Origin of the sequence: Streptomyces sp. NPDC060205, from assembly GCF_042728395.1 — a bacterium.
In the GTDB taxonomy this organism is placed as follows: Bacteria; Actinomycetota; Actinomycetes; order Streptomycetales; family Streptomycetaceae; genus Streptomyces.
On record NZ_JBHWZP010000197.1, the window covers coordinates 1 to 17,569 of the forward strand.

Genomic DNA, 17,569 nt, shown 5'->3' on the forward strand with positions numbered 1-17,569 from the left:
GGTACTGCAGGGGGGACCCTGTGGGAGAGTAGGACGCCGCCGAACAAATATTACGAGAAAGCCCCCGCACTTCGGTGCGGGGGCTTTTTTGCGTTCCCGGGAGTTCAGGCGCTTTCGGAGACGCTTAGGGTCTGTAGGTATGCGCTATGACCTGGTGATCTTCGACAACGACGGCGTCCTCGTGGACAGCGAACCCCTCTCCAACACCCTGCTCGCCGCGTATCTCACCGAACTCGGGCACCCCACCTCGTACGAGGACTCCCTGCGCGACTACATGGGGGCTGCCATGCATCGCGTACACGATCTGGTCGAGGAGCGGACCGGGGAGCGGTTGCCCGTCGATTTCGACGATGTTTTCCATGGGCGGGTGTTCGCTGCTTTCGAGCGGGAGCTGGAGGCGGTTCCGAGGGTCGTGGAGGTCCTGGAGAAGCTGGCCGCGGACGGGGTTCCGTACTGTGTGGCCTCGTCCGGGAGCCATGAGCGGATCAGGGTCGGGCACCGCAAGACCGGGCTCGACCGGTGGTTCGACGACCAGCGCATCTTCAGCTCGCAGGATGTCGGGCGAGGCAAGCCCGCGCCCGATCTGTTCCTGTACGCGGCCGAGCAGATGGAAGTGAGCCCGGAGAAGTGCCTGGTCGTGGAGGACAGTCCCCTTGGGGTGCAGGCGGCCCGTGCGGCCGGGATGGACGTGTACGGCTTCACGGCGATGACGCCGGCCGAGCGGCTGGCGGATGCCGACCGGTTCTTCGAGGAGATGGGCCAGCTCCTGGGACTCCTCCAGAGCTGACCCACGGCAGAAGCTGAGCACAATTCATCTTCTTGTTTCTCTACCCACGAGTAAGCCTGAGCTCTACGCTGAGCCGCCATGACAGATGTGCTGCGGCGTGGCCGGGCTTCCTTGGCGTTCAGCTTCTTCGCCCAGGGCGTCGCCTTTGCGCTCCTCGTGACGCGTATCCCGGCGATCCAGGACCGGTACGGCGTGTCCGACGGGCTGCTGCCCGCCTTCCTCGCCGCCGTACCGATCCTCGCGGGGGCCGGGAGCGTCTGCACCGAGCACCTCGTGAAACGGGTGCCGCCCAGTCACGTACTGCGGTGGTCGCAGCCGGTCGTGCTGCTCGCGCTGCTGGGGGTCGGGGCCGGCGACGGGCTGTGGCAGCTGGGGCTGGCTCTCGCCGCGTTCGGACTCGCCGTCGGAGCGCTCGACGCGTCCATGAACATGCTCGGCGTGAGCCTCCAGCACACCTACGGTCGCAGCATCATGCTCGGCTTCCACGCCGCGTACAGCCTCGGCGGGATCGGCGGGGCCTCGCTCGCGTGGGCGGGGGCGCACTGGGACCTGGCGCTGTTCGTGTCGTATCTGCCCGTCGTGCTGGTGCTGCTGCCCGCCGCGTTGGTGGGGAGTCGCTGGTACGTCGACGGGAGCGGGCCCAAGGAGGCCCAGGCGCCGGACGTGGCCGGTGGGGTCAGTGGGGCCGGTGGCGCCGGTGTGGGGTTCAAGCTGCTGCTGCCGTTGTGTCTGGTGATGGCCATCGCCTACATCGGCGACTCGACCGTCTCCAACTGGAGCGCCAAGTACCTCCAGGACGTGCTCGGCAGCTCGGAGCAGCTGGCGACCGTTCCGTACAACGTCTATATGGTCACCACCCTGCTCGGGCGGGCCGTCGGGGACTTCGGGGTGCGGCGGTTCGGGGCCGTGGCGGTCGTGCGGGTCGGGGCGGTCGTCGCGGCGGCCGGCTTCGGGGTCGTGGCGGTGGCGCCGGGCGCCTGGGTCGGGATGCTGGGCTTCACTCTTGTCGGGTTCGGACTGTGTGTGATCGTGCCGCAGACCTTCGCGGCGGCGGGCAGGCTGTTCCCCGGGGCGGCGGACGCGGCCGTCGCGCGACTGAACATCTTCAACTATGTGGGGTTCCTGATCGGTTCGCCGCTGGTGGGTGCGCTGGGCGATGCGTGGAGCTATCGGGGCGCGATGCTCGTACCGATGGCGTTGGTGCTCGTCACACTGTTCTACGCCCGGTCGTTCGCTTCCGGACCTTCCCGATACGGTGACGGGCATGAGCGGCCGCGCACAGCTGATGTGGGACGAGGCAGTAACGGGCTATGACTTCGGTCCGGATCATCCGATGGATCCGGTCCGGCTGGCGCTGACCCGGCGCCTGGTCGACGCCTTCGGGCTCGACCGGGAGGTGGATGTCGTCGCGGCCAAGCCCGCCGGTGACTCCACCCTGCGGCTGGTGCACCGGGAGGACTACGTCGAGGCGGTCAAGGCCGCCTCCGTGGATCCCCGGGCGGCCGACGCGGCGTACGGGCTCGGGACCATGGACGATCCCGCCTTCGCCGGAATGCACGAGGTGTCCGCCCTGATCGCGGGGCAATCAGTGGGCGCCGCCGAGGCCGTGTGGCGGGGTGACGCGCTGCACGCGGTGAACTTCGCGGGCGGGCTGCACCACGCGATGCCCGGGGGCGCGTCCGGGTTCTGCATTTACAACGACGCCGCCCTGGCCATCGCCAGGCTGCTGGAACTGGGGGCCGAGCGGATCGCGTACGTGGATGTGGACGTGCACCACGGTGACGGTGTGCAGGCCGCGTTCTGGGAGGACCCGCGGGTGCTGACCGTGTCGCTGCACGAGCATCCGCGCACGCTGTTCCCGCAGACCGGGTGGCCCGAGGAGACCGGGGCCGCGGGGGCGGAGGGCTCCGCCGTGAACGTGGCGCTGCCGGCGGGGACCGGGGACGCGGGGTGGCTGCGGGCCTTCCACTCCGTCGTACCGGAGCTGATCGCCGACTTCCGGCCGCAGGTGCTGGTCACCCAGCACGGGGCCGACACGCACTTCGAGGACCCGCTCGCGCATCTGGCCGTGTCGCTGGATGCGCAGCGGGCTGTGCAGGTGGCGTGTCATGAGCTGGCGCACGAGTACGCCGAGGGGCGGTGGGTCGCGCTCGGTGGGGGCGGGTATGCGGTGGTGGATGTGGTGCCGCGGTCCTGGACGCATCTGGTGGGGATCGCTGCGGGGCGGGAGGTGGCGCCCTCCTCCGTCATTCCTGAGAGTTGGCGGGCTGAGGTGTTCGCTCGTACGCGGGAGTTGGGGCCTGTGCGGATGACTGATGGGCGGTGGCCTGTGTCGTTCGTGGGGTGGGAGGCGGGGTATGACCCCGCGGATCGGTTGGATCAGGCCGTGTTGGCCGCTCGGCGGGCGGCGTTTCCCCTGCGGGGGTTGTTGGCCTAGGGCGTTTTTCGCCCCCGCCGCCCCTACCCTTCCCGTCACTGCATGGGGGCTGCGCCCCCTCGCCCCCCTATCGCGCTGCGCGCTCGTCCTCAAACGCCGGACGGGCTGAAAGGGGCGCGGGGAACTGCGCGATCAGCCCCCACCGGGCGAACCGTTACTCCAACTGTGCGGCGCTCACGCGGTTTTGGGCGCGGGTCCGTGGAGTGTGCGGGAGCATCGGGGTGTGTTGAGTTCCGGGGCGTTGCGGGCGCATCTGCTGGCGGTGAGGCTGGCTGGGGCCGTGGCGACCTCTCGGGAAGCGAGTCTCAGGAGTTATCGGCTGTTCGCCGCCCGGGATCCGCGGGTGACGATCGGACTCGATCCTGAATGGGCCTGGAAGCAGTCCGATCTGATCGCTTTGATGGCGGAGAAGTGTGGCGTATCGGCAGATTCACGGCACACCTCCGGGCCCGACGTGATCGATCCTGATCGCACGCTCGTGGCGCTCGACGCCTTCGCGGAGCGCCTTGCGGAAGCCGTGCGGAACCGCTCCCCGGTGCTGCTCGGCACCGGACATCCGCATCGCCTGCTCGGCTTCTACGCCGCGCTCGCGGACGCTCTGTCGGCGGCCGGGTGTGCCGTTCTCACCCCTGCGCATGGTAGCTGTGTCGACATAACGACCCGGTTCGGTCTACGCACCTACAACCTTGACTACGTACGAGGAGTCGCGCTGGTGCGGGAACCCGGGGCGCGAGGCGCCGGTCACGGGACCGGCGCGCACACGCACTCCCCCCTCCCGGTTCGCACCGCCCTGGCAGCTGCCGCGGAGGCCGGCGGGCCGCTTCCGGAACTCGTGGTGGGAGACCACGGGTGGGTCTGCGGGGCAGGTCAGCTGGGGTTCGAGGCCATCGGCCTGGGTGACACCGATGATCCCGCGCTGTTCGTCGGCGAGGCAGAGGGGCGGGTGTCCGTCGTCGTTCCACTTGATGACGCTGTGCGGTCTGATTACTACCGACCGCTTACTCGCTATGTACTCAATCGAGCGTGTCTGTCACAGTAGGCCGCCGATGGGGGCTCCTCTTCCCCACTCGCATCACCCGCCCCTACTCTGGGGAGTGAGCACGCAACGACGAAGTGTCACCGGAAGGGGAAGCCGGCGACCGTCGAGTGCGGAAGGTTCAGGTGTGTCATGGCTGCTGGCGAGAGGCCTCTGAACGAGGTTCAGTTCCTTACCGTGGCGGAAGTCGCCTCGGTGATGCGAGTGTCGAAGATGACCGTGTACCGCTTGGTGCACAGCGGTCATCTGCCCGCGATCCGGGTGGGGAGGTCCTTCCGCGTCCCGGAGCAAGCGGTTCACGAGTACCTTCGCGAGTCCTACGTGGGGGTGGAGACAGCCTGACGGCGGTCCGGGGGAGGTCCCGGGGTGCTTGATCGCGTCCCCGGGATTTCGCCCGGAACCCCTCGATTACAACCTCTGGCACTCAGGCGGGTAGGCTGGCCCCTCATAAGTCGTGTGGGCCCATGCAGCCCAGCAACGAGTAAAGAGAAGTGAGCGAGGGTAGTCGTGGGCTCTGTTATCAAGAAGCGGCGTAAGCGGATGGCCAAGAAGAAGCACCGCAAGCTGCTCAAGCGCACTCGCGTTCAGCGACGCAACAAGAAGTAGTCGCGACCTGCGGCGGTCGCCCACCCCGCGCGAGCGGGGCGTGGGCGACGCCGTGACAGTGCGCTCTGTGGCCCCTCACCTGTCGGTGAGGGGCCACAGTCGTGTGCGCCGGACGGGCCGGTCGAATGCCTTTATGTCCGGTGGTCCGAACGCCGTACGTATGTCTGAGCGTACGTTCCGTGCGGCAGTTGGCTTGGTCTGATCGTATGTTCGCGGGTGCGGTCACTTCGTGCATCGGGCAGTCATCACAGCGCAACACCGACCCGCTAACGTGACCGTCACGGGGAACACGGCAGAGTACGAGCAGGTGTCGTCGACGGCTGGAAGGAAGGCGCTGATCTTGGGGAAGGTCGTGCTCGTGACCGGAGTGGCCCGTCAGCTGGGGGGCCGGTTCGTACGACGGATCCAGCGTGACCCCGAGGTGGACCGGGTGGTCGCCGTGGACGCGGTCGCACCCGAGCACCACCTGGGCGGTGCGGATTTCGTACGCGCCGACATAAGGCAGCCCACCATCGCCAGGCTGCTGGCCGAGCACTCCGTGGACACGGTGGTGCACATGGATGTGACGGGCACCCCGCTGGGCAGCGGCAGCCGGGCCACGGTCAAGGAGACCAACGTCATCGGCACCATGCAGCTGCTCGGTGCCTGCCAGAAGTCGCCGACGGTCAAGCGGCTGGTCGTGAAGTCCAGTACCAATGTCTATGGGTCGGCGCCCCGCGATCCGGCCGTCTTCACCGAGACGACCCCGCCCAAGTCACTGCCGAGCGGCGGCTTCGCGAAGGACACGGTCGAGGTCGAGGGGTACGTACGAGGGTTCGCGCGGCGGCGGCCGGACGTCGCCGTGTGCGTGCTGCGGTTCGCGAACATCCTCGGACCGGGTGCGGACACCCCGCTCGCCGCGTACTTCTCGCTGCCCGTCCTGCCGACCGTCCTCGGCTACGACCCGCGGCTGCAGTTCGTGCACGAGGACGACGTGATCGACGTCCTGCGGATCGCCTCGCACGAGCCGGAGCGGGGCACGCTCAACAGCGGCACGTTCAACATCACCGGCGACGGCGTCCTGCTGCTCTCGCAGTGCGCGCGCAGGCTGGGCCGGCCCACGGTCCCGGTGCTGATGCCCGCGATCAGCTGGGTGGGCTCGGCACTGCGTACGGTGGGCATGACGGACTTCTCGCCCGAGCAACTGAGGCTGCTCACCCACGGCCGGGTCGTGGCGACGAACCAGATGCGCGAGACGCTCGGATACCGGCCGAAGTTCACGACGGCCGAGACGTTCGCGGACTTCGCCCGCAGCCGGGGCCCCGGACTGCTGCCGCCCGAGGCCCTCGCGGGGGCCGTCGACCGGATCGCCGCACTGCCCGCACTGGGCGGTGGCCACCCCCCGACGCAGAGCGCCAACTGAGCGCCAACCGAGGAGCGCATCAACGATGGCGGACGCCAAGGTCATTCCGTTCGACGACGACCGGTCCCGCGGGAGTGCCGTACAACGGCCCGCGCGGCGCCGGGGCGCGGGGAGCAGGCGCAAGGGCGAGCCCGCGACGGTTCACGAGGTCCAGCCCCTGCCCGCACGAACGATTCCGCAGGATGATGTTCCTGTGACGCGTGAGGAACCTGCCGCCGGATCGCCCGCTGAACCGGCGGCCGGATCGGCTGCCGTGGACAAGCCGGAGGGCGAGGGCTGGGAGCGGCGCATCGCCGGCGGCCTGTCGTTCCTGCGACGGCGCCTGACCGGTGACTACGAGGTCGACGACTTCGGTTACGACCAGGAGCTCACCGAGCAGGTCCTGATGTCGATGGTGCGGCCCCTCTACGAGAAGTACTTCCGCGTCGAGGTGAAGGGCATCGAGAACATCCCGTCGGAGGGCGGGGCGCTGATCGTCGCCAACCACTCCGGGACGCTGCCGCTGGACGGCTTGATGATGCAGGTGGCCGTCCACGACAACCATCCCGAGAACCGGCATCTGCGGCTGCTCGCGGCCGACCTGGTCTTCATGCTGCCCGTGGTCAACGAGCTGGCCCGCAAGGCCGGCCACACCCTCGCGTGCGCGGAGGACGCCGAACGGCTGCTGCAGCGCGGCGAACTGGTCGGGGTGATGCCGGAGGGCTTCAAGGGCATCGGCAAGCCGTTCAGCGAGCGCTACAAGCTGCAGCGCTTCGGCCGCGGCGGGTTCGTGTCGACGGCGCTGCGCCAGGGCACGCCGATCATTCCGTGCTCCATCGTGGGCGCGGAGGAGATCTATCCGATGATCGGCAACGCGAAGACCCTCGCGCGGCTGCTCGGGTTCCCGTACTTCCCGATCACGCCGACGTTCCCGTGGCTCGGTCCGCTGGGCGCCGTGCCGCTGCCGACCAAGTGGACGATCCAGTTCGGTGAGCCGATCCGCACGGACGGCTATCCGCCGGAGGCGGCCGAGGACCCGATGCTGATGTTCAACCTGACGGACCAGGTCAGGGAGCAGATCCAGCACACGCTCTACAAGCTGCTGGTGCAGCGCCGTTCGGTGTTCTTCTGACCGCCGGCTCCCACGGCCGACGGGGAGCGCGTACGCGGATGGGGGCGCCCCTTGTGGAAAGGGGCGCCCCCACCTGCGTACCGGCGGGATCTAGTCCGCGTCCTCGCTGTCGATGCCCAGGCCCGGGAGCAGGCCCGGGAGGAGGGGCGGCAGGGTCACGTCCGGCTCGGGGGCGGGAGTGTCCTTGCCTGACGGGGAGGCGCTGGTGTCGTCCTCGGGCGGGTCGAGGAGGCCGCCGGTGTTGCCGCCGAGCAGGCCGTCGTCCTCCGTCTTGGACGTGGACGGCTTGGGCTTGCCGCTGCCCGTACCGGAACCGGTGCCGTCGGACGAGTCGCGGCCCGAGGCGCTGGGCGGGACCGAGCGGTCCGACCCCGAGGAGCCCGGGGAGTCGGAACTCGGGCCGCGGTGGCGGCCGGTGCCCTCCGGCGCGGGTGGCTGCGGGAGCAGCGCGCGCAGCGGGTCGACCTCTTCGTCTATGGCGTCGAAGACCGAGCTGACCTGGCGGCTGACGTCGCCGAGCTGGACGGGCAGCCGGTCGCGCAGGGCGCCCCAGGCGTCGCGGTGCGACTGCGAGAAGGTGGAGAGCGTCTGGATGGGGCCCAGGGAGTCCGGGTCCCGCTCATAGGCCTCGTGCAGCAGACGGTGGCCCTCGCCGGCGTCGTGCTGCATACCGAACAGCGCGCGCCTGATCTCGCCCAGGGACTCGTGGTCCAGGGGGCCCGAGCGGCCGCGCTCCATCAGGCGGCGCGCCTCGCTCAGCCGGGTGGAGGCCTGGTCGAGATAGAGCTCGCCGCGGTCGCTGCTGCCGTCGGCCATGCCCAGTTTGAGGTCCTCCATTCCGCGCTTGAGTCCGTAGAGCGAGTCACCGGGCAGGGCGTCGGAGCTGGCGGCGGCGACCCCGCTGAAGGCTCCGGCGGCCACACCCACGGTGAGTCCGCCCGCGGCGAGCCCCTTCGACAGCCGGGAACGGGGCCGCAGTTTCCCCAGTCCGGTCGCCCTGTGCGCGCCCCTGCCCCGATGGGACCGTTGCTCGGGGACCGGAAGGCCCGTCGCATCGCCTCCCGCGGCCGTGCCCTCCAGCAGCATGGCCTCCATGGCGGCCACCAGCTGGGCCCTCTGGACGACCTTCACCTCGGGGTCCATCTGGGGTTTGGGCAGCTCGCCGAGGCCGGTCGCCAGGGACAGCATCCGGCTCTGCTCGGACCGGTCCGCGACGGCCGGAGCAGGTCCTTCGGACTGCTCGGCCGCCGTGTCCCTGTCGGACTGCTCCTCCAGGGCCTGGGCGAAGGCGTTCGTCCGCCGGTGCGCCGATACGTTCGCGATCACTGGCGGCACCTCCTCTCGTCATGACGGTCGGCTCCCCAGGGGGTCCTGAGGGTTGCACCCCCTGACCACGACAACTCGATCGAGTGATCGAAGACGGCCAGGGTGTGACCACAGGGAGCCTGTATCCCGCACAACGAGCGGCTCGGCACTTGGGTTACGGACGACGGATGATCGGACCGCGAAGTCAACAGACTTTCACGGAGGGTGAGTTGGGCGTCGCTGAGCGTACTGGTTCATACGGGGTCGTACCCGAGTCGTACCGGGGCCGGTCCGGCGGTCCGGCCGCGTGGCGTCGAGCCTGCGGGGGTACGGGGTCTCAGCGGGCGTCTTCCGGGAGGAGCCGTGCCAGCGTGCGCACCGCCCGGTACTGGAGGGTCTTGATCGCGCCCTCGTTCTTGCCCATGACGCGGGCGGTCTCGGCGACCGAAAGGCCTTGGAGGAACCGCAGGGTCACGCACTCCTGCTGCTGGGGGTTGAGGCGGCGGACGGCGTCCAGCAGTGCCGCGTTCGAGAGGGACTCCAGGACGGAGTCCTCGGGTGAGCGCTCGACCTCGTTGGCGTCGAGCATCTCGCCGGTGGTCACTTCGAGCCGGAAACGGCTCGACTTGAAGTGGTCCGCGACGAGGTTGCGGGCGATGGTGACCAGCCAGGCGCCGAAGTCACGGCCCTGCCAGGTGAACGTCCCGATGCGGCGCAGTGCGCGCAGGAACGTCTCGCTCGTCAGGTCTTCCGCGGTCGCCTTTCCGCCGACGCGGTAGTAGATGTAGCGGTACACAGTGTCGCTGTACTGGTCGTAGAGCCGGCCGAAGGCCTCGGCCTCACCGGCCTGTGCGCGCTCCACTAGGTCCATCATCCGGGCGCTGTCACTGTCTGCGGCCGGGCGGCGTGCGGGGGTGGCTGGCGCGCTCGAACGTCCTCGTCTGCCGACCGCCGCGCTTCCCTCGGCCAGTGCGTAGCACGGGCCGACGGGCGCGACGGAGACAGCGAGGGCGGGGACGGCGTACGCGGTGGGGACGAAGCCGCGCAAGCGGTCTAGGACCGTTGCGCGCAGCGTAGCCAGGCCCGAGGCGTCAACCCCGACGTGTGGGTACACGGGACTCCCAGAGGCAGAGCTTCCATCACGTGCAGTACCGGACCGTTCACCCGTCGTAGCGAAGAGTGGGGTCCGTTATGCGTCTGAGGAGAATAACGCTTCGTACAGGCAGTGCTACACCCAGTTGCTCAAATCATCGATTACGTCGCTTCTGTAACCGAATGACACCTGATCAAGTGCCGGATAGTGACCGGTTGTTGATCGGTTCGGTTCGCGTTCCGTCTGAGTCCAGGGCGTGTTGTGGCCGGGTGCCGTCAACGTGACAGCCGTGCCCCGGAGGGACACGGCTGCGGGGGAACGGCCGGACAGGCCCGGGCGGTGGCGGCCCTAGCGGCGGCGACGGTGCAGGGCGATGGCGGCGGCGGTGCCGCCCGCGACCGCGCCGACCCCCGCGGCGGCCGGGATGCCGACCTTCGCGGCCTTGCGGCCCGTGCGGTAGTCGCGCAGCCGCCAGTCGAGCGTGCGGGCGTGCTTGCGGAGCTTGGCGTCCGGGTTGATCGCGTAGGGGTGCCCCACCAGCGACAGCATCGGGATGTCGTTGTGGGAGTCGCTGTACGCGGCGCAGCGGCCGAGGTCCAGGCCCTCCGCCGCGGCCAGGGCGCGTACCGCCTCCGCCTTCGCGGGGCCGTGCAGCGGTTCGCCGACGAGCTTGCCGGTGTATACGCCGTCCACCGATTCCGCGACCGTGCCGAGGGCGCCGGTCAGGCCGAGGCGGCGGGCGATCACCGTGGCGATCTCCACGGGGGCCGCCGTGACGAGCCACACCTTCTGGCCCGCGTCCAGGTGGGCCTGGGCCAGTGCGCGGGTGCCGGGCCAGATGCGCTCGGCCATGTACTCGTCGTAGATCTCCTCGCCGATCGACATGAGTTCGGCGACGCGGTGGCCCTTGACGATGGACAGGGCGGAGTCGCGGGCGTCCTGCATGTGCTCGGGGTCCTCGACGCCGGCCAGCCGGAACCAGGCCTGCTGCCAGGCGAACCGGTACAGGTCGCGGGACTCGAAGAACTTGCGCTTGTACAGGCCGCGGCCGAAGTGGAAGATCGCGGCGCCCTGCATCACGGTGTTGTCCAGGTCGAAGAACGCGGCGGCCTGGTCGTCGCCGTGGACCGGGAAGTCCGGTTCGGCGGTTCCTGGCGCGGCTGTGAGCTCTTCCAGCTCCTGGGAGGTCTTGCGCGCTGCCTCAGCCGAGGCCTCGCCTGCCAGCACGCTTCGCGCTGTCGCGGAGCGCCTACGGGGGGTGAGCCATCCGAGAGCGGCCATGGCGTGAGCATAGCCAGTTTGTTCGGTGCGGCTGGAGTCGGGAGGTTTGGATGCGGTGAATTCTTTGCGGCGTCGTTGTTGCGGGGCTTGCCTTGTGGGCCGCTCCCCCTCTGGCTTCGCCGGGGGTTGAGTGTCGGGTGCGGGGCGGTGGGGGCTGGTCGCGCAGTTCCCCGCGCCCCTGGAAGGTGGGGGTCGGCCGCCGCGGTCCCGTGCGCCTCAGGACAAAAGACTGCGCCGTTCCCCGCGCCCCTCAAGACGAAAGACTGCGCCGTTCCCCGCGCCCCTTGGGAGGTTGCGGCCGACGTTGGTTTGAAGGTGTGCGCCCGACTGGTGTGGACGTGCGCAGTTCCCCGCGCCCCTAAAAGATTGCGACCAGCACCCGCTCGCCCGCAGCCGACGCACAGTCTTTCGCGCGGGAGAATGGGGGGATGAGGTCTCTTTTTCGGCGTGGGCGGGCTGAGCGGGTCGTTACCTTGATCGGGAAGCCCGACTGCCATTTGTGTGAAGACGCACAGGGTGTTGTGGAGAAGGTCTGCGGTGAGCTGGGGGTGCGCTGGGAGAAGAAGGACATCACCGAGGACGCCGAACTGCACCGGGAGTACTGGGAACAGATCCCGGTGGTGCTGGTGGACGGGGCGCAGCACACGTTCTGGCGGGTGGACGAGGCGCGGCTGAGGCGGGCGCTCACGGCGTAGCGGAGGCCGGTGGGGCTCAGGAGTAATCGGACCGTGGCCTGACTGAGCAGTCCGGCGGGGCCGGAATGTCACTTAGGATCGAGGGCGATTCGGACTCGGGGGCGGGGATCGTAGAGGAGAGTGTGCGGTTTTGCCCCCAAGATGTGAGGAACGAAGGTGCGTGTGCGCCGGTTCCGTACGGGTGCGCCGGGGGTGCGTGACCCCGGTCACGTTGGCCGGGCAAATCGGACACCATCTTTGTGCACGCGTTCACAAAGACATAGCCTGCATTCGACGGGGCGGTCCAGGGACGTGTGACCGCCTGAAGCCCCGCGCTACCCGCAGGAGCACCGTGGCAACTGGCCGAACTCACCGAACGGCGACCCGCAGCCGAGGGATTCCCGAGGCCACCGTCGCCAGGCTTCCCCTGTATCTCCGAGCCCTCACCGCACTGTCGGAGCGCTCGGTACCCACGGTCTCCTCCGAGGAACTCGCGGCCGCGGCGGGGGTCAACTCCGCCAAGCTGCGCAAGGACTTCTCGTACCTCGGGTCGTACGGGACGCGCGGTGTCGGCTACGACGTCGAATACCTCGTCTACCAGATCTCCCGCGAGCTGGGCCTGACCCAGGACTGGCCGGTCGTGATCGTCGGGATAGGAAATCTCGGCGCCGCCCTGGCCAACTACGGCGGGTTCGCCTCGCGCGGGTTCCGGGTCGCGGCGCTGATCGACGCCGATCCCGCCATGGCCGGGAAGCCCGTCGCCGGGATCCCCGTGCAGCACACCGACGAGCTGGAAAAGATCATCGACGACAACGGTGTGTCGATCGGTGTCATCGCGACCCCCGCCGGGGCCGCACAGCAGGTCTGCGAGCGGCTCGTCGCCGCCGGTGTGACCTCCATCCTGAACTTCGCGCCGACCGTGCTGTCCGTGCCGGACGGCGTCGACGTACGCAAGGTCGACCTCTCCATCGAGCTGCAGATCCTCGCCTTCCACGAGCAGCGCAAGGCCGGCGAGGAGGCCGAGGCGCAGGCCGACGCCGTGCTCGCCGCCGAGGCCGCGGCGGCCAAGGAGGCCGGGAAAGGGCCCGACGGGGACGTCCCCGCCGTGATGCCGGCATGAGTCTCCTCGTCGTCGGGCTGAGCCACCGCAGCGCTCCGGTCAGCGTCCTGGAGCGCGCCGCGCTGTCCGCGGACGCCCAGATCAAGCTGCTCCAGGACACGGTCGCCGCCGAACCGGCCACCGAGGCCGCGGTGCTCGCCACCTGCAACCGGATCGAGCTGTACGCGGACGTGGACAAGTTCCACGCCGGCGTCGCCGAGCTCTCCACGCTGCTCGCGCAGCACAGCGGGGTCGGACTCGAAGAGCTCACCCCGTACCTGTACGTGCACTACGAGGACCGGGCCGTCCACCATCTCTTCTCGGTGGCGTGCGGACTCGACTCGATGGTGGTCGGCGAGGGACAGATCCTCGGCCAGATCAAGGACGCGCTCGCCACCGCGCAGGAGCTGCACTCCGCCGGCCGGCTGCTGAACGACCTGTTCCAGCAGGCGCTGCGGGTCGGCAAGCGCGCTCACTCCGAGACCGGCATCGACCGGGCCGGGCAGTCCCTGGTGACCTTCGGCCTGGAGCAGTTCGCCGAGGGCGCGACGGTCGACGCCTGGGCCCGGGACAAGCGGGTCCTGGTGATCGGCGCCGGCTCGATGTCCTCGCTGGCCGCCGCCACCCTGGCGCGCGCGGGCGTGGCCGAGGTGGTCGTCGCCAACAGGACGTTCGACCGGGCCGAGCGGCTCGCCACCCTGCTCGTGGAGCAGTACGCGCAGAGCGCGACGCGGGAGGGCGGCACCGACGTGCTGGCCCGTGCCGTGCCGATCGACGCGGTCGCGGATGAACTGACACGTGCCGACGTCGTCGTGTCGTGCACCGGTGCGACCGGTCTCGTCCTCACCGCCGAGGTCGTCGCGACCGCGATGGAGGGGCGTGCGGTGCGGGTGCCCGCCCCCGCTCCGGCCCCGACCCCGGATGCCGGTGCGCGCGGCGCGAGCGGTCCGTCCGTCGTACGGAGTGAACTGCCGCCCACCAGCGTCGGCACCGAGGAGAACTGTCCCCTCGACCCCGCCGCCGCGCAGGGCGCCCAGAGCGTGCAGACCGTGCAGGGCACCGCCGGGTTCTCCGTGCTCGGCGAGGCCGCCGTGGCCGGGATGGGCGCGGCCGAGCTGGAACAGCACGCCGCCTGGGTCGACAAGGGCGCGTCGGCTGCGGCCGCCGAGGGCCAGCCCGGCTCCGTCGCACTGCTCGACCCGGCCGCCGAGGCCGAGGCCATCAGCGCCCTCGCCGCCGCCGCGACCCTCCTCGGACGGGTGCCTGAGCGGCGCCGCCCCGAGCCCGTCGCCGAGGTGCCCCGGCCCACCCCCGTGCTCTCGCTGCTCGACCTCGCCATGCCCCGTGACATCGACGCGGCCGCGCACCGGCTGCCCGGCGTGCGGCTGGTGGACATCGAGTCCCTCGCCGAGGCGTCCGCCGACGCGCCCATGGCCGCCGACGTGGACCAGGTGCGGCGGATCGTCTCCGACGAGGTCGCCGCCTTCGGTGCCGCGCTGCGCGCCGCGCACATCACTCCGACCGTCGTGGCGCTGCGCACGATGGCCGCCGACGTCGTCGCGGGCGAGATCGCCCGGCTCGACGGACGGCTGCCCGGCCTCGACGACAAGCAGCGCAGCGAGATCACCCAGACCGTGCGACGTGTCGTGGACAAACTGCTCCACGCGCCGACCGTACGGGTCAAGCAGCTGGCCGCCGAGCCCGGCGGTGCCGGATACGCGGACGCGCTGCGGACCCTGTTCGACCTGGACCAGGAGACGGTCGCCGCCGTCTCGAAGGCCGAGGGCCGGGACGCCGACAGCAACAACTTCGAGAGCGCCGAAAACCGAGGGCGAGCATGACTGAGCAGGCACTGAGGCTCGGGACCAGGCGGAGCAGACTCGCCATGGCCCAGTCCGGGCAGGTGGCGGACGCCGTGAGCCAGGTGACCGGACGGCCCGTCGAGCTCGTGGAGATCACGACCTACGGGGACACGTCCCGTGAGCACCTCGCGCAGATCGGCGGCACGGGCGTCTTCGTGACCGCCCTGCGCGACGCGCTGCTGCGCGGGGAGGTCGACTTCGCCGTGCACTCCCTCAAGGACCTGCCGACCGGGCAGCCCGACGAGCTCGCGCTGGCCGCCGTACCCGTCCGCGCGGACGTCCGTGACGTGCTGATCGCACGCGACGGTCTGACGTTCGCCGAGCTGCCGGCCGGCGCGAGGATCGGTACCGGCTCGCCGCGCCGCATGGCCCAGCTGAACGCGTACGCGCGTGACCTCGGGCTGACCATCGAGACCGTGCCGATCCGCGGGAACATCGACACGCGGATCGGGTTCGTGCGGGACGGCGAGCTGGACGGTGTCGTGCTTGCCGCCGCCGGGCTGGAACGCGTCGGACGGACCGCCGAAGTGACCGACTTCCTGCCGGTCGACATCATTTTGCCCGCCCCCGGCCAGGGGGCCCTCGCGATCGAGTGCGCCGCGGACAACGCGGACCTCGTCGCTGCGCTCGCCGAGCTCGACGACCCGTACACCCGGGCCGCCGTGACCGCCGAGCGATCCCTGCTCGCCGCCCTGGAGGCCGGTTGCAGCGCACCTGTGGGTGCCTTCGCCGACCTTCTGGCCGACGGGCAGATTGTCAAGGAATTGCGCCTGCGCGGCGTCGTCGGCACGACCGACGGCTCGACGCTGGTGCAGTTGTCCACCACCGGTCCCGTGCCCGAGACACATGACCAAGCAATGGCGCTCGGCCGTGAACTCGCTGCCGAGATGCTTGCCAAGGGCGCGGCCGGTCTGATGGGGGAGCGAGTACATTGAGCCCCACCACCCTTCCCATCGGCCTCGAACACGGGCACGTCACCTTCCTCGGTGCCGGACCCGGTGATCCGGGACTGCTGACTCTGCGCGCCGTCGAGGCGCTGGGGAACGCTGATGTCCTGGTCGCCGAACCCGAAGTGCTCGACGTCGTCCGCACGCACGCCAGACGAAACGTCACCGTGCTCGACACCGATACGGGCGCGAGCCCGGACACGCCTCAGCTGAAGGTAGTTGACGGCACGTCAGCCACCTCTGGCGTCCCCGCGTCGAAGGACGCGGCCAATATTGTCATGGAGGCCGCGAGGGGCGGCAGGCGGGTCGTCCGTGCGGTCTCGGGCGACCCCGGACTCGACGCGTACGCCGCCGGCGAGATGCTCGCCTGCGCCGCCGCGGGGGTGCCTTTCGAGGTCGTTCCCGGTGTCGCCGCCGCCGTGGGTGTGCCTGCCTACGCGGGTGTGCCGCTGCGGGACGCCGAGGGTGCGGACGTGCGCTTCGTCGACGCCCGTACCGCGTCCGCGCGGTGCTGGGCCGAGGTGGGGGCGTCCGACGGGACCGTCGTGGTTTCTGCCGCGCTTGATTCTGTGGCTGCTGCCGCCGGGGAGCTTGTCGCTGCCGGGCGTAAGCCCGATACCCCTATGACCGTCACCGTCGCCGGTACCACCACGCGGCAGCGGACCTGGTGCGCCACGCTCGGCACCATCGCGCAGACGCTGAAGCAGGCCAAGGTGCTGCCCTCGCCCGAGGGCGGCCGGCCGGTGATAGCCGTGGTCGGCGAGCGTTCCTCCGCCGCTCAGCGTGAGCAGCTCTCGTGGTTCGAGTCCAAGCCGCTGTTCGGCTGGAAGGTGCTCGTGCCGCGTACGAAGGAGCAGGCGGCGTCGCTCTCCGACCAGCTGCGGTCGTACGGGGCCGTGCCGCACGAGGTGCCCACGATCGCCGTGGAGCCGCCGCGGACGCCTCAGCAGATGGAGCGGGCGGTCAAGGGGCTCGTCACCGGGCGGTACGAGTGGATCGCCTTCACGTCGGTGAACGCCGTCAAGGCGGTGCGGGAGAAGTTCGAGGAGTACGGGCTCGATGCGCGTGCCTTCGCCGGGATCAAGGTTGCTGCTGTGGGTGAGCAGACCGCCAAGGCGTTGATCGCTTTTGGGGTCAAGCCTGATCTGGTGCCCAGTGGGGAGCAGTCCGCTGCGGGGTTGCTGGAGGACTGGCCGCCCTACGATCCCGTTTTTGATCCGATCGATCGGGTGTTTCTGCCTCGGGCCGATATCGCGACCGAGACGTTGGTCGCCGGGTTGATCGAGCTCGGGTGGGAGGTTGATGACGTCACGGCTTATCGGACCGTGCGGGCTTCGCCGCCGCCTGCGGATACTCGTGAGGCGATCAAGGGGGGCGGGTTCGATGCCGTTCTGTTTACGTCGTCCAGCACTGTGCGGAACCTGGTCGGTATTGCCGGGAAGCCTCACAACGTGACCGTCATTGCGTGTATTGGGCCTGCTACGGCGAAGACCGCCGAAGAGCACGGGTTGCGTGTCGATGTCATGTCGCCCGAGCCGTCCGTGCACCGGCTTGCCGAGGCGTTGGCGGAGTTCGGGCTTCGGCGGCGGGCTTCCGCGCTGGAGGCCGGGGATCCTGTTACCCGGCCCAGTGAGCGGCGGCCCGGGTCTCGGCGGAGGCGTACCACCACGTAGTTCGTTTGCGGGCGGGCCGTTGTGTGGTTCGTCCGTTCGTCGTGGGTCGGGGCCGTGCCGGTACGTCGAGTCCGTCGCATAGGGCTCCTGCAAAAAACCCCACACTTCCAGGCATACAGCAGTACACCCTGCCTGCTTTCGTGGGGGGATTTCGTGTGGGGGGTTGCTGTGGGAGGTTGCCGTACCGCGTTGCCGTGCAGGAGCCCCTGTACGCGGTGCTGAAGGCGATGCTGACGTACGGGACGTACCGGCACAC

16 protein-coding genes are annotated in these 17,569 nt (G+C 69.9%); 13 read left to right on the forward strand and 3 right to left on the reverse strand.

Translation table 11 applies throughout. From position 1 onward, the window contains the following. The first annotated feature begins 139 nt into the window (after nt 1-139). The 8 genes from ACFWGJ_RS28730 (at nt 140) to ACFWGJ_RS28765 (ending at nt 7,379) form a co-directional block, all read left to right on the forward strand. Nucleotides 140-787 (forward strand): HAD family hydrolase, encoded by a 648-nt coding sequence (locus tag ACFWGJ_RS28730; RefSeq protein ID WP_381832577.1) that lies wholly within the window; start codon nt 140-142, stop codon nt 785-787. Between the two features lie 78 nt (nt 788-865). Next, the gene (locus ACFWGJ_RS28735; RefSeq protein ID WP_381832580.1) at nt 866-2,101 is read left to right on the forward strand and encodes an MFS transporter; all 1,236 of its coding nucleotides are present in this window, start codon (nt 866-868) and stop codon (nt 2,099-2,101) included. Then, entirely contained in the window at nt 2,052-3,224 is a 1,173-nt protein-coding gene (locus ACFWGJ_RS28740) for an acetoin utilization protein AcuC (RefSeq protein ID WP_387330281.1), read from the forward strand. The genes ACFWGJ_RS28735 and ACFWGJ_RS28740 overlap by 50 nt, the downstream gene beginning before the upstream one ends. A 223-nt stretch (nt 3,225-3,447) precedes the next feature. Further along, nucleotides 3,448-4,263 carry a phosphatase gene (locus ACFWGJ_RS28745; protein ID WP_387330284.1) on the forward strand — a complete coding sequence of 272 codons (816 nt, stop codon included), beginning with the start codon at nt 3,448-3,450 and terminating at the stop codon, nt 4,261-4,263. Between the two features lie 129 nt (nt 4,264-4,392). Next, complete coding sequence (locus ACFWGJ_RS28750) at nt 4,393-4,602, forward strand: helix-turn-helix domain-containing protein (protein WP_093781815.1); 210 nt, start codon at nt 4,393-4,395, stop codon at nt 4,600-4,602. Between the two features lie 165 nt (nt 4,603-4,767). Continuing rightward, entirely contained in the window at nt 4,768-4,866 is a 99-nt protein-coding gene (locus ACFWGJ_RS28755) for a 30S ribosomal protein bS22 (RefSeq protein WP_003948845.1), read from the forward strand. Nucleotides 4,867-5,206: 340 nt separating this feature from the next. After that, the gene (locus tag ACFWGJ_RS28760) at nt 5,207-6,268 is read left to right on the forward strand and encodes an NAD-dependent epimerase/dehydratase family protein (RefSeq protein WP_387330287.1); all 1,062 of its coding nucleotides are present in this window, start codon (nt 5,207-5,209) and stop codon (nt 6,266-6,268) included. A 25-nt stretch (nt 6,269-6,293) separates the two neighbouring features. Continuing rightward, nucleotides 6,294-7,379, forward strand: coding sequence for a lysophospholipid acyltransferase family protein (locus ACFWGJ_RS28765; protein WP_387330290.1), 1,086 nt, complete (start codon nt 6,294-6,296; stop codon nt 7,377-7,379). A gap of 90 nt (nt 7,380-7,469) precedes the next feature. Here the strand turns inward: ACFWGJ_RS28765 and ACFWGJ_RS28770 are convergent, their stop codons facing one another. From ACFWGJ_RS28770 to ACFWGJ_RS28780, 3 genes are all read right to left on the reverse strand, one after another. Beyond that, nucleotides 7,470-8,705 carry a DUF5667 domain-containing protein gene (locus tag ACFWGJ_RS28770; RefSeq protein ID WP_387330293.1) on the reverse strand — a complete coding sequence of 412 codons (1,236 nt, stop codon included), beginning with the start codon at nt 8,703-8,705 and terminating at the stop codon, nt 7,470-7,472. 316 nt (nt 8,706-9,021) lie between these two features. Further along, complete coding sequence (locus tag ACFWGJ_RS28775) at nt 9,022-9,798, reverse strand: ECF subfamily RNA polymerase sigma factor, BldN family (RefSeq protein ID WP_107020822.1); 777 nt, start codon at nt 9,796-9,798, stop codon at nt 9,022-9,024. A gap of 327 nt (nt 9,799-10,125) precedes the next feature. Further along, nucleotides 10,126-11,058: an HAD family phosphatase gene (locus tag ACFWGJ_RS28780; RefSeq protein ID WP_107020823.1), complete on the reverse strand. Its 933-nt coding sequence runs from the start codon at nt 11,056-11,058 to the stop codon at nt 10,126-10,128. A gap of 428 nt (nt 11,059-11,486) precedes the next feature. On the opposite strand from ACFWGJ_RS28780, the gene ACFWGJ_RS28785 reads away from it, so the two are divergent. From ACFWGJ_RS28785 to ACFWGJ_RS28805, 5 genes are all read left to right on the forward strand, one after another. Then, complete coding sequence (locus ACFWGJ_RS28785; protein ID WP_387330298.1) at nt 11,487-11,753, forward strand: glutaredoxin family protein; 267 nt, start codon at nt 11,487-11,489, stop codon at nt 11,751-11,753. Between the two features lie 331 nt (nt 11,754-12,084). Further along, nucleotides 12,085-12,852: a redox-sensing transcriptional repressor Rex gene (locus tag ACFWGJ_RS28790; RefSeq protein WP_210881859.1), complete on the forward strand. Its 768-nt coding sequence runs from the start codon at nt 12,085-12,087 to the stop codon at nt 12,850-12,852. Further along, entirely contained in the window at nt 12,849-14,672 is a 1,824-nt protein-coding gene (locus ACFWGJ_RS28795; RefSeq protein WP_387330303.1) for a glutamyl-tRNA reductase, read from the forward strand. The genes ACFWGJ_RS28790 and ACFWGJ_RS28795 overlap by 4 nt, the downstream gene beginning before the upstream one ends. Then, nucleotides 14,669-15,628, forward strand: a complete 960-nt coding sequence (hemC, locus tag ACFWGJ_RS28800; RefSeq protein WP_210881861.1) for a hydroxymethylbilane synthase — start codon at nt 14,669-14,671, stop codon at nt 15,626-15,628. Before ACFWGJ_RS28795 ends, hemC begins: the two co-directional genes overlap by 4 nt. Further along, complete coding sequence (locus ACFWGJ_RS28805; protein WP_210881862.1) at nt 15,625-17,313, forward strand: uroporphyrinogen-III synthase; 1,689 nt, start codon at nt 15,625-15,627, stop codon at nt 17,311-17,313. Before hemC ends, ACFWGJ_RS28805 begins: the two co-directional genes overlap by 4 nt. Nucleotides 17,314-17,569 lie beyond the last annotated feature (256 nt).

Coding starts and splice junctions, on each gene's coding strand:
- hemC (WP_210881861.1), top strand. CDS start 14,669: ATGACTGAGCAGGCACTGAGGCTCGGGACCAGGCGGAGCAGACTCGCC.
- ACFWGJ_RS28765 (WP_387330290.1), top strand. CDS start 6,294: ATGGCGGACGCCAAGGTCATTCCGTTCGACGACGACCGGTCCCGCGGG.
- ACFWGJ_RS28785 (WP_387330298.1), top strand. CDS start 11,487: ATGAGGTCTCTTTTTCGGCGTGGGCGGGCTGAGCGGGTCGTTACCTTG.
- ACFWGJ_RS28740 (WP_387330281.1), top strand. CDS start 2,052: ATGAGCGGCCGCGCACAGCTGATGTGGGACGAGGCAGTAACGGGCTAT.
- ACFWGJ_RS28735 (WP_381832580.1), top strand. CDS start 866: ATGACAGATGTGCTGCGGCGTGGCCGGGCTTCCTTGGCGTTCAGCTTC.
- ACFWGJ_RS28750 (WP_093781815.1), top strand. CDS start 4,393: ATGGCTGCTGGCGAGAGGCCTCTGAACGAGGTTCAGTTCCTTACCGTG.
- ACFWGJ_RS28795 (WP_387330303.1), top strand. CDS start 12,849: ATGAGTCTCCTCGTCGTCGGGCTGAGCCACCGCAGCGCTCCGGTCAGC.
- ACFWGJ_RS28730 (WP_381832577.1), top strand. CDS start 140: ATGCGCTATGACCTGGTGATCTTCGACAACGACGGCGTCCTCGTGGAC.
- ACFWGJ_RS28780 (WP_107020823.1), bottom strand. CDS start 11,058: ATGGCCGCTCTCGGATGGCTCACCCCCCGTAGGCGCTCCGCGACAGCG.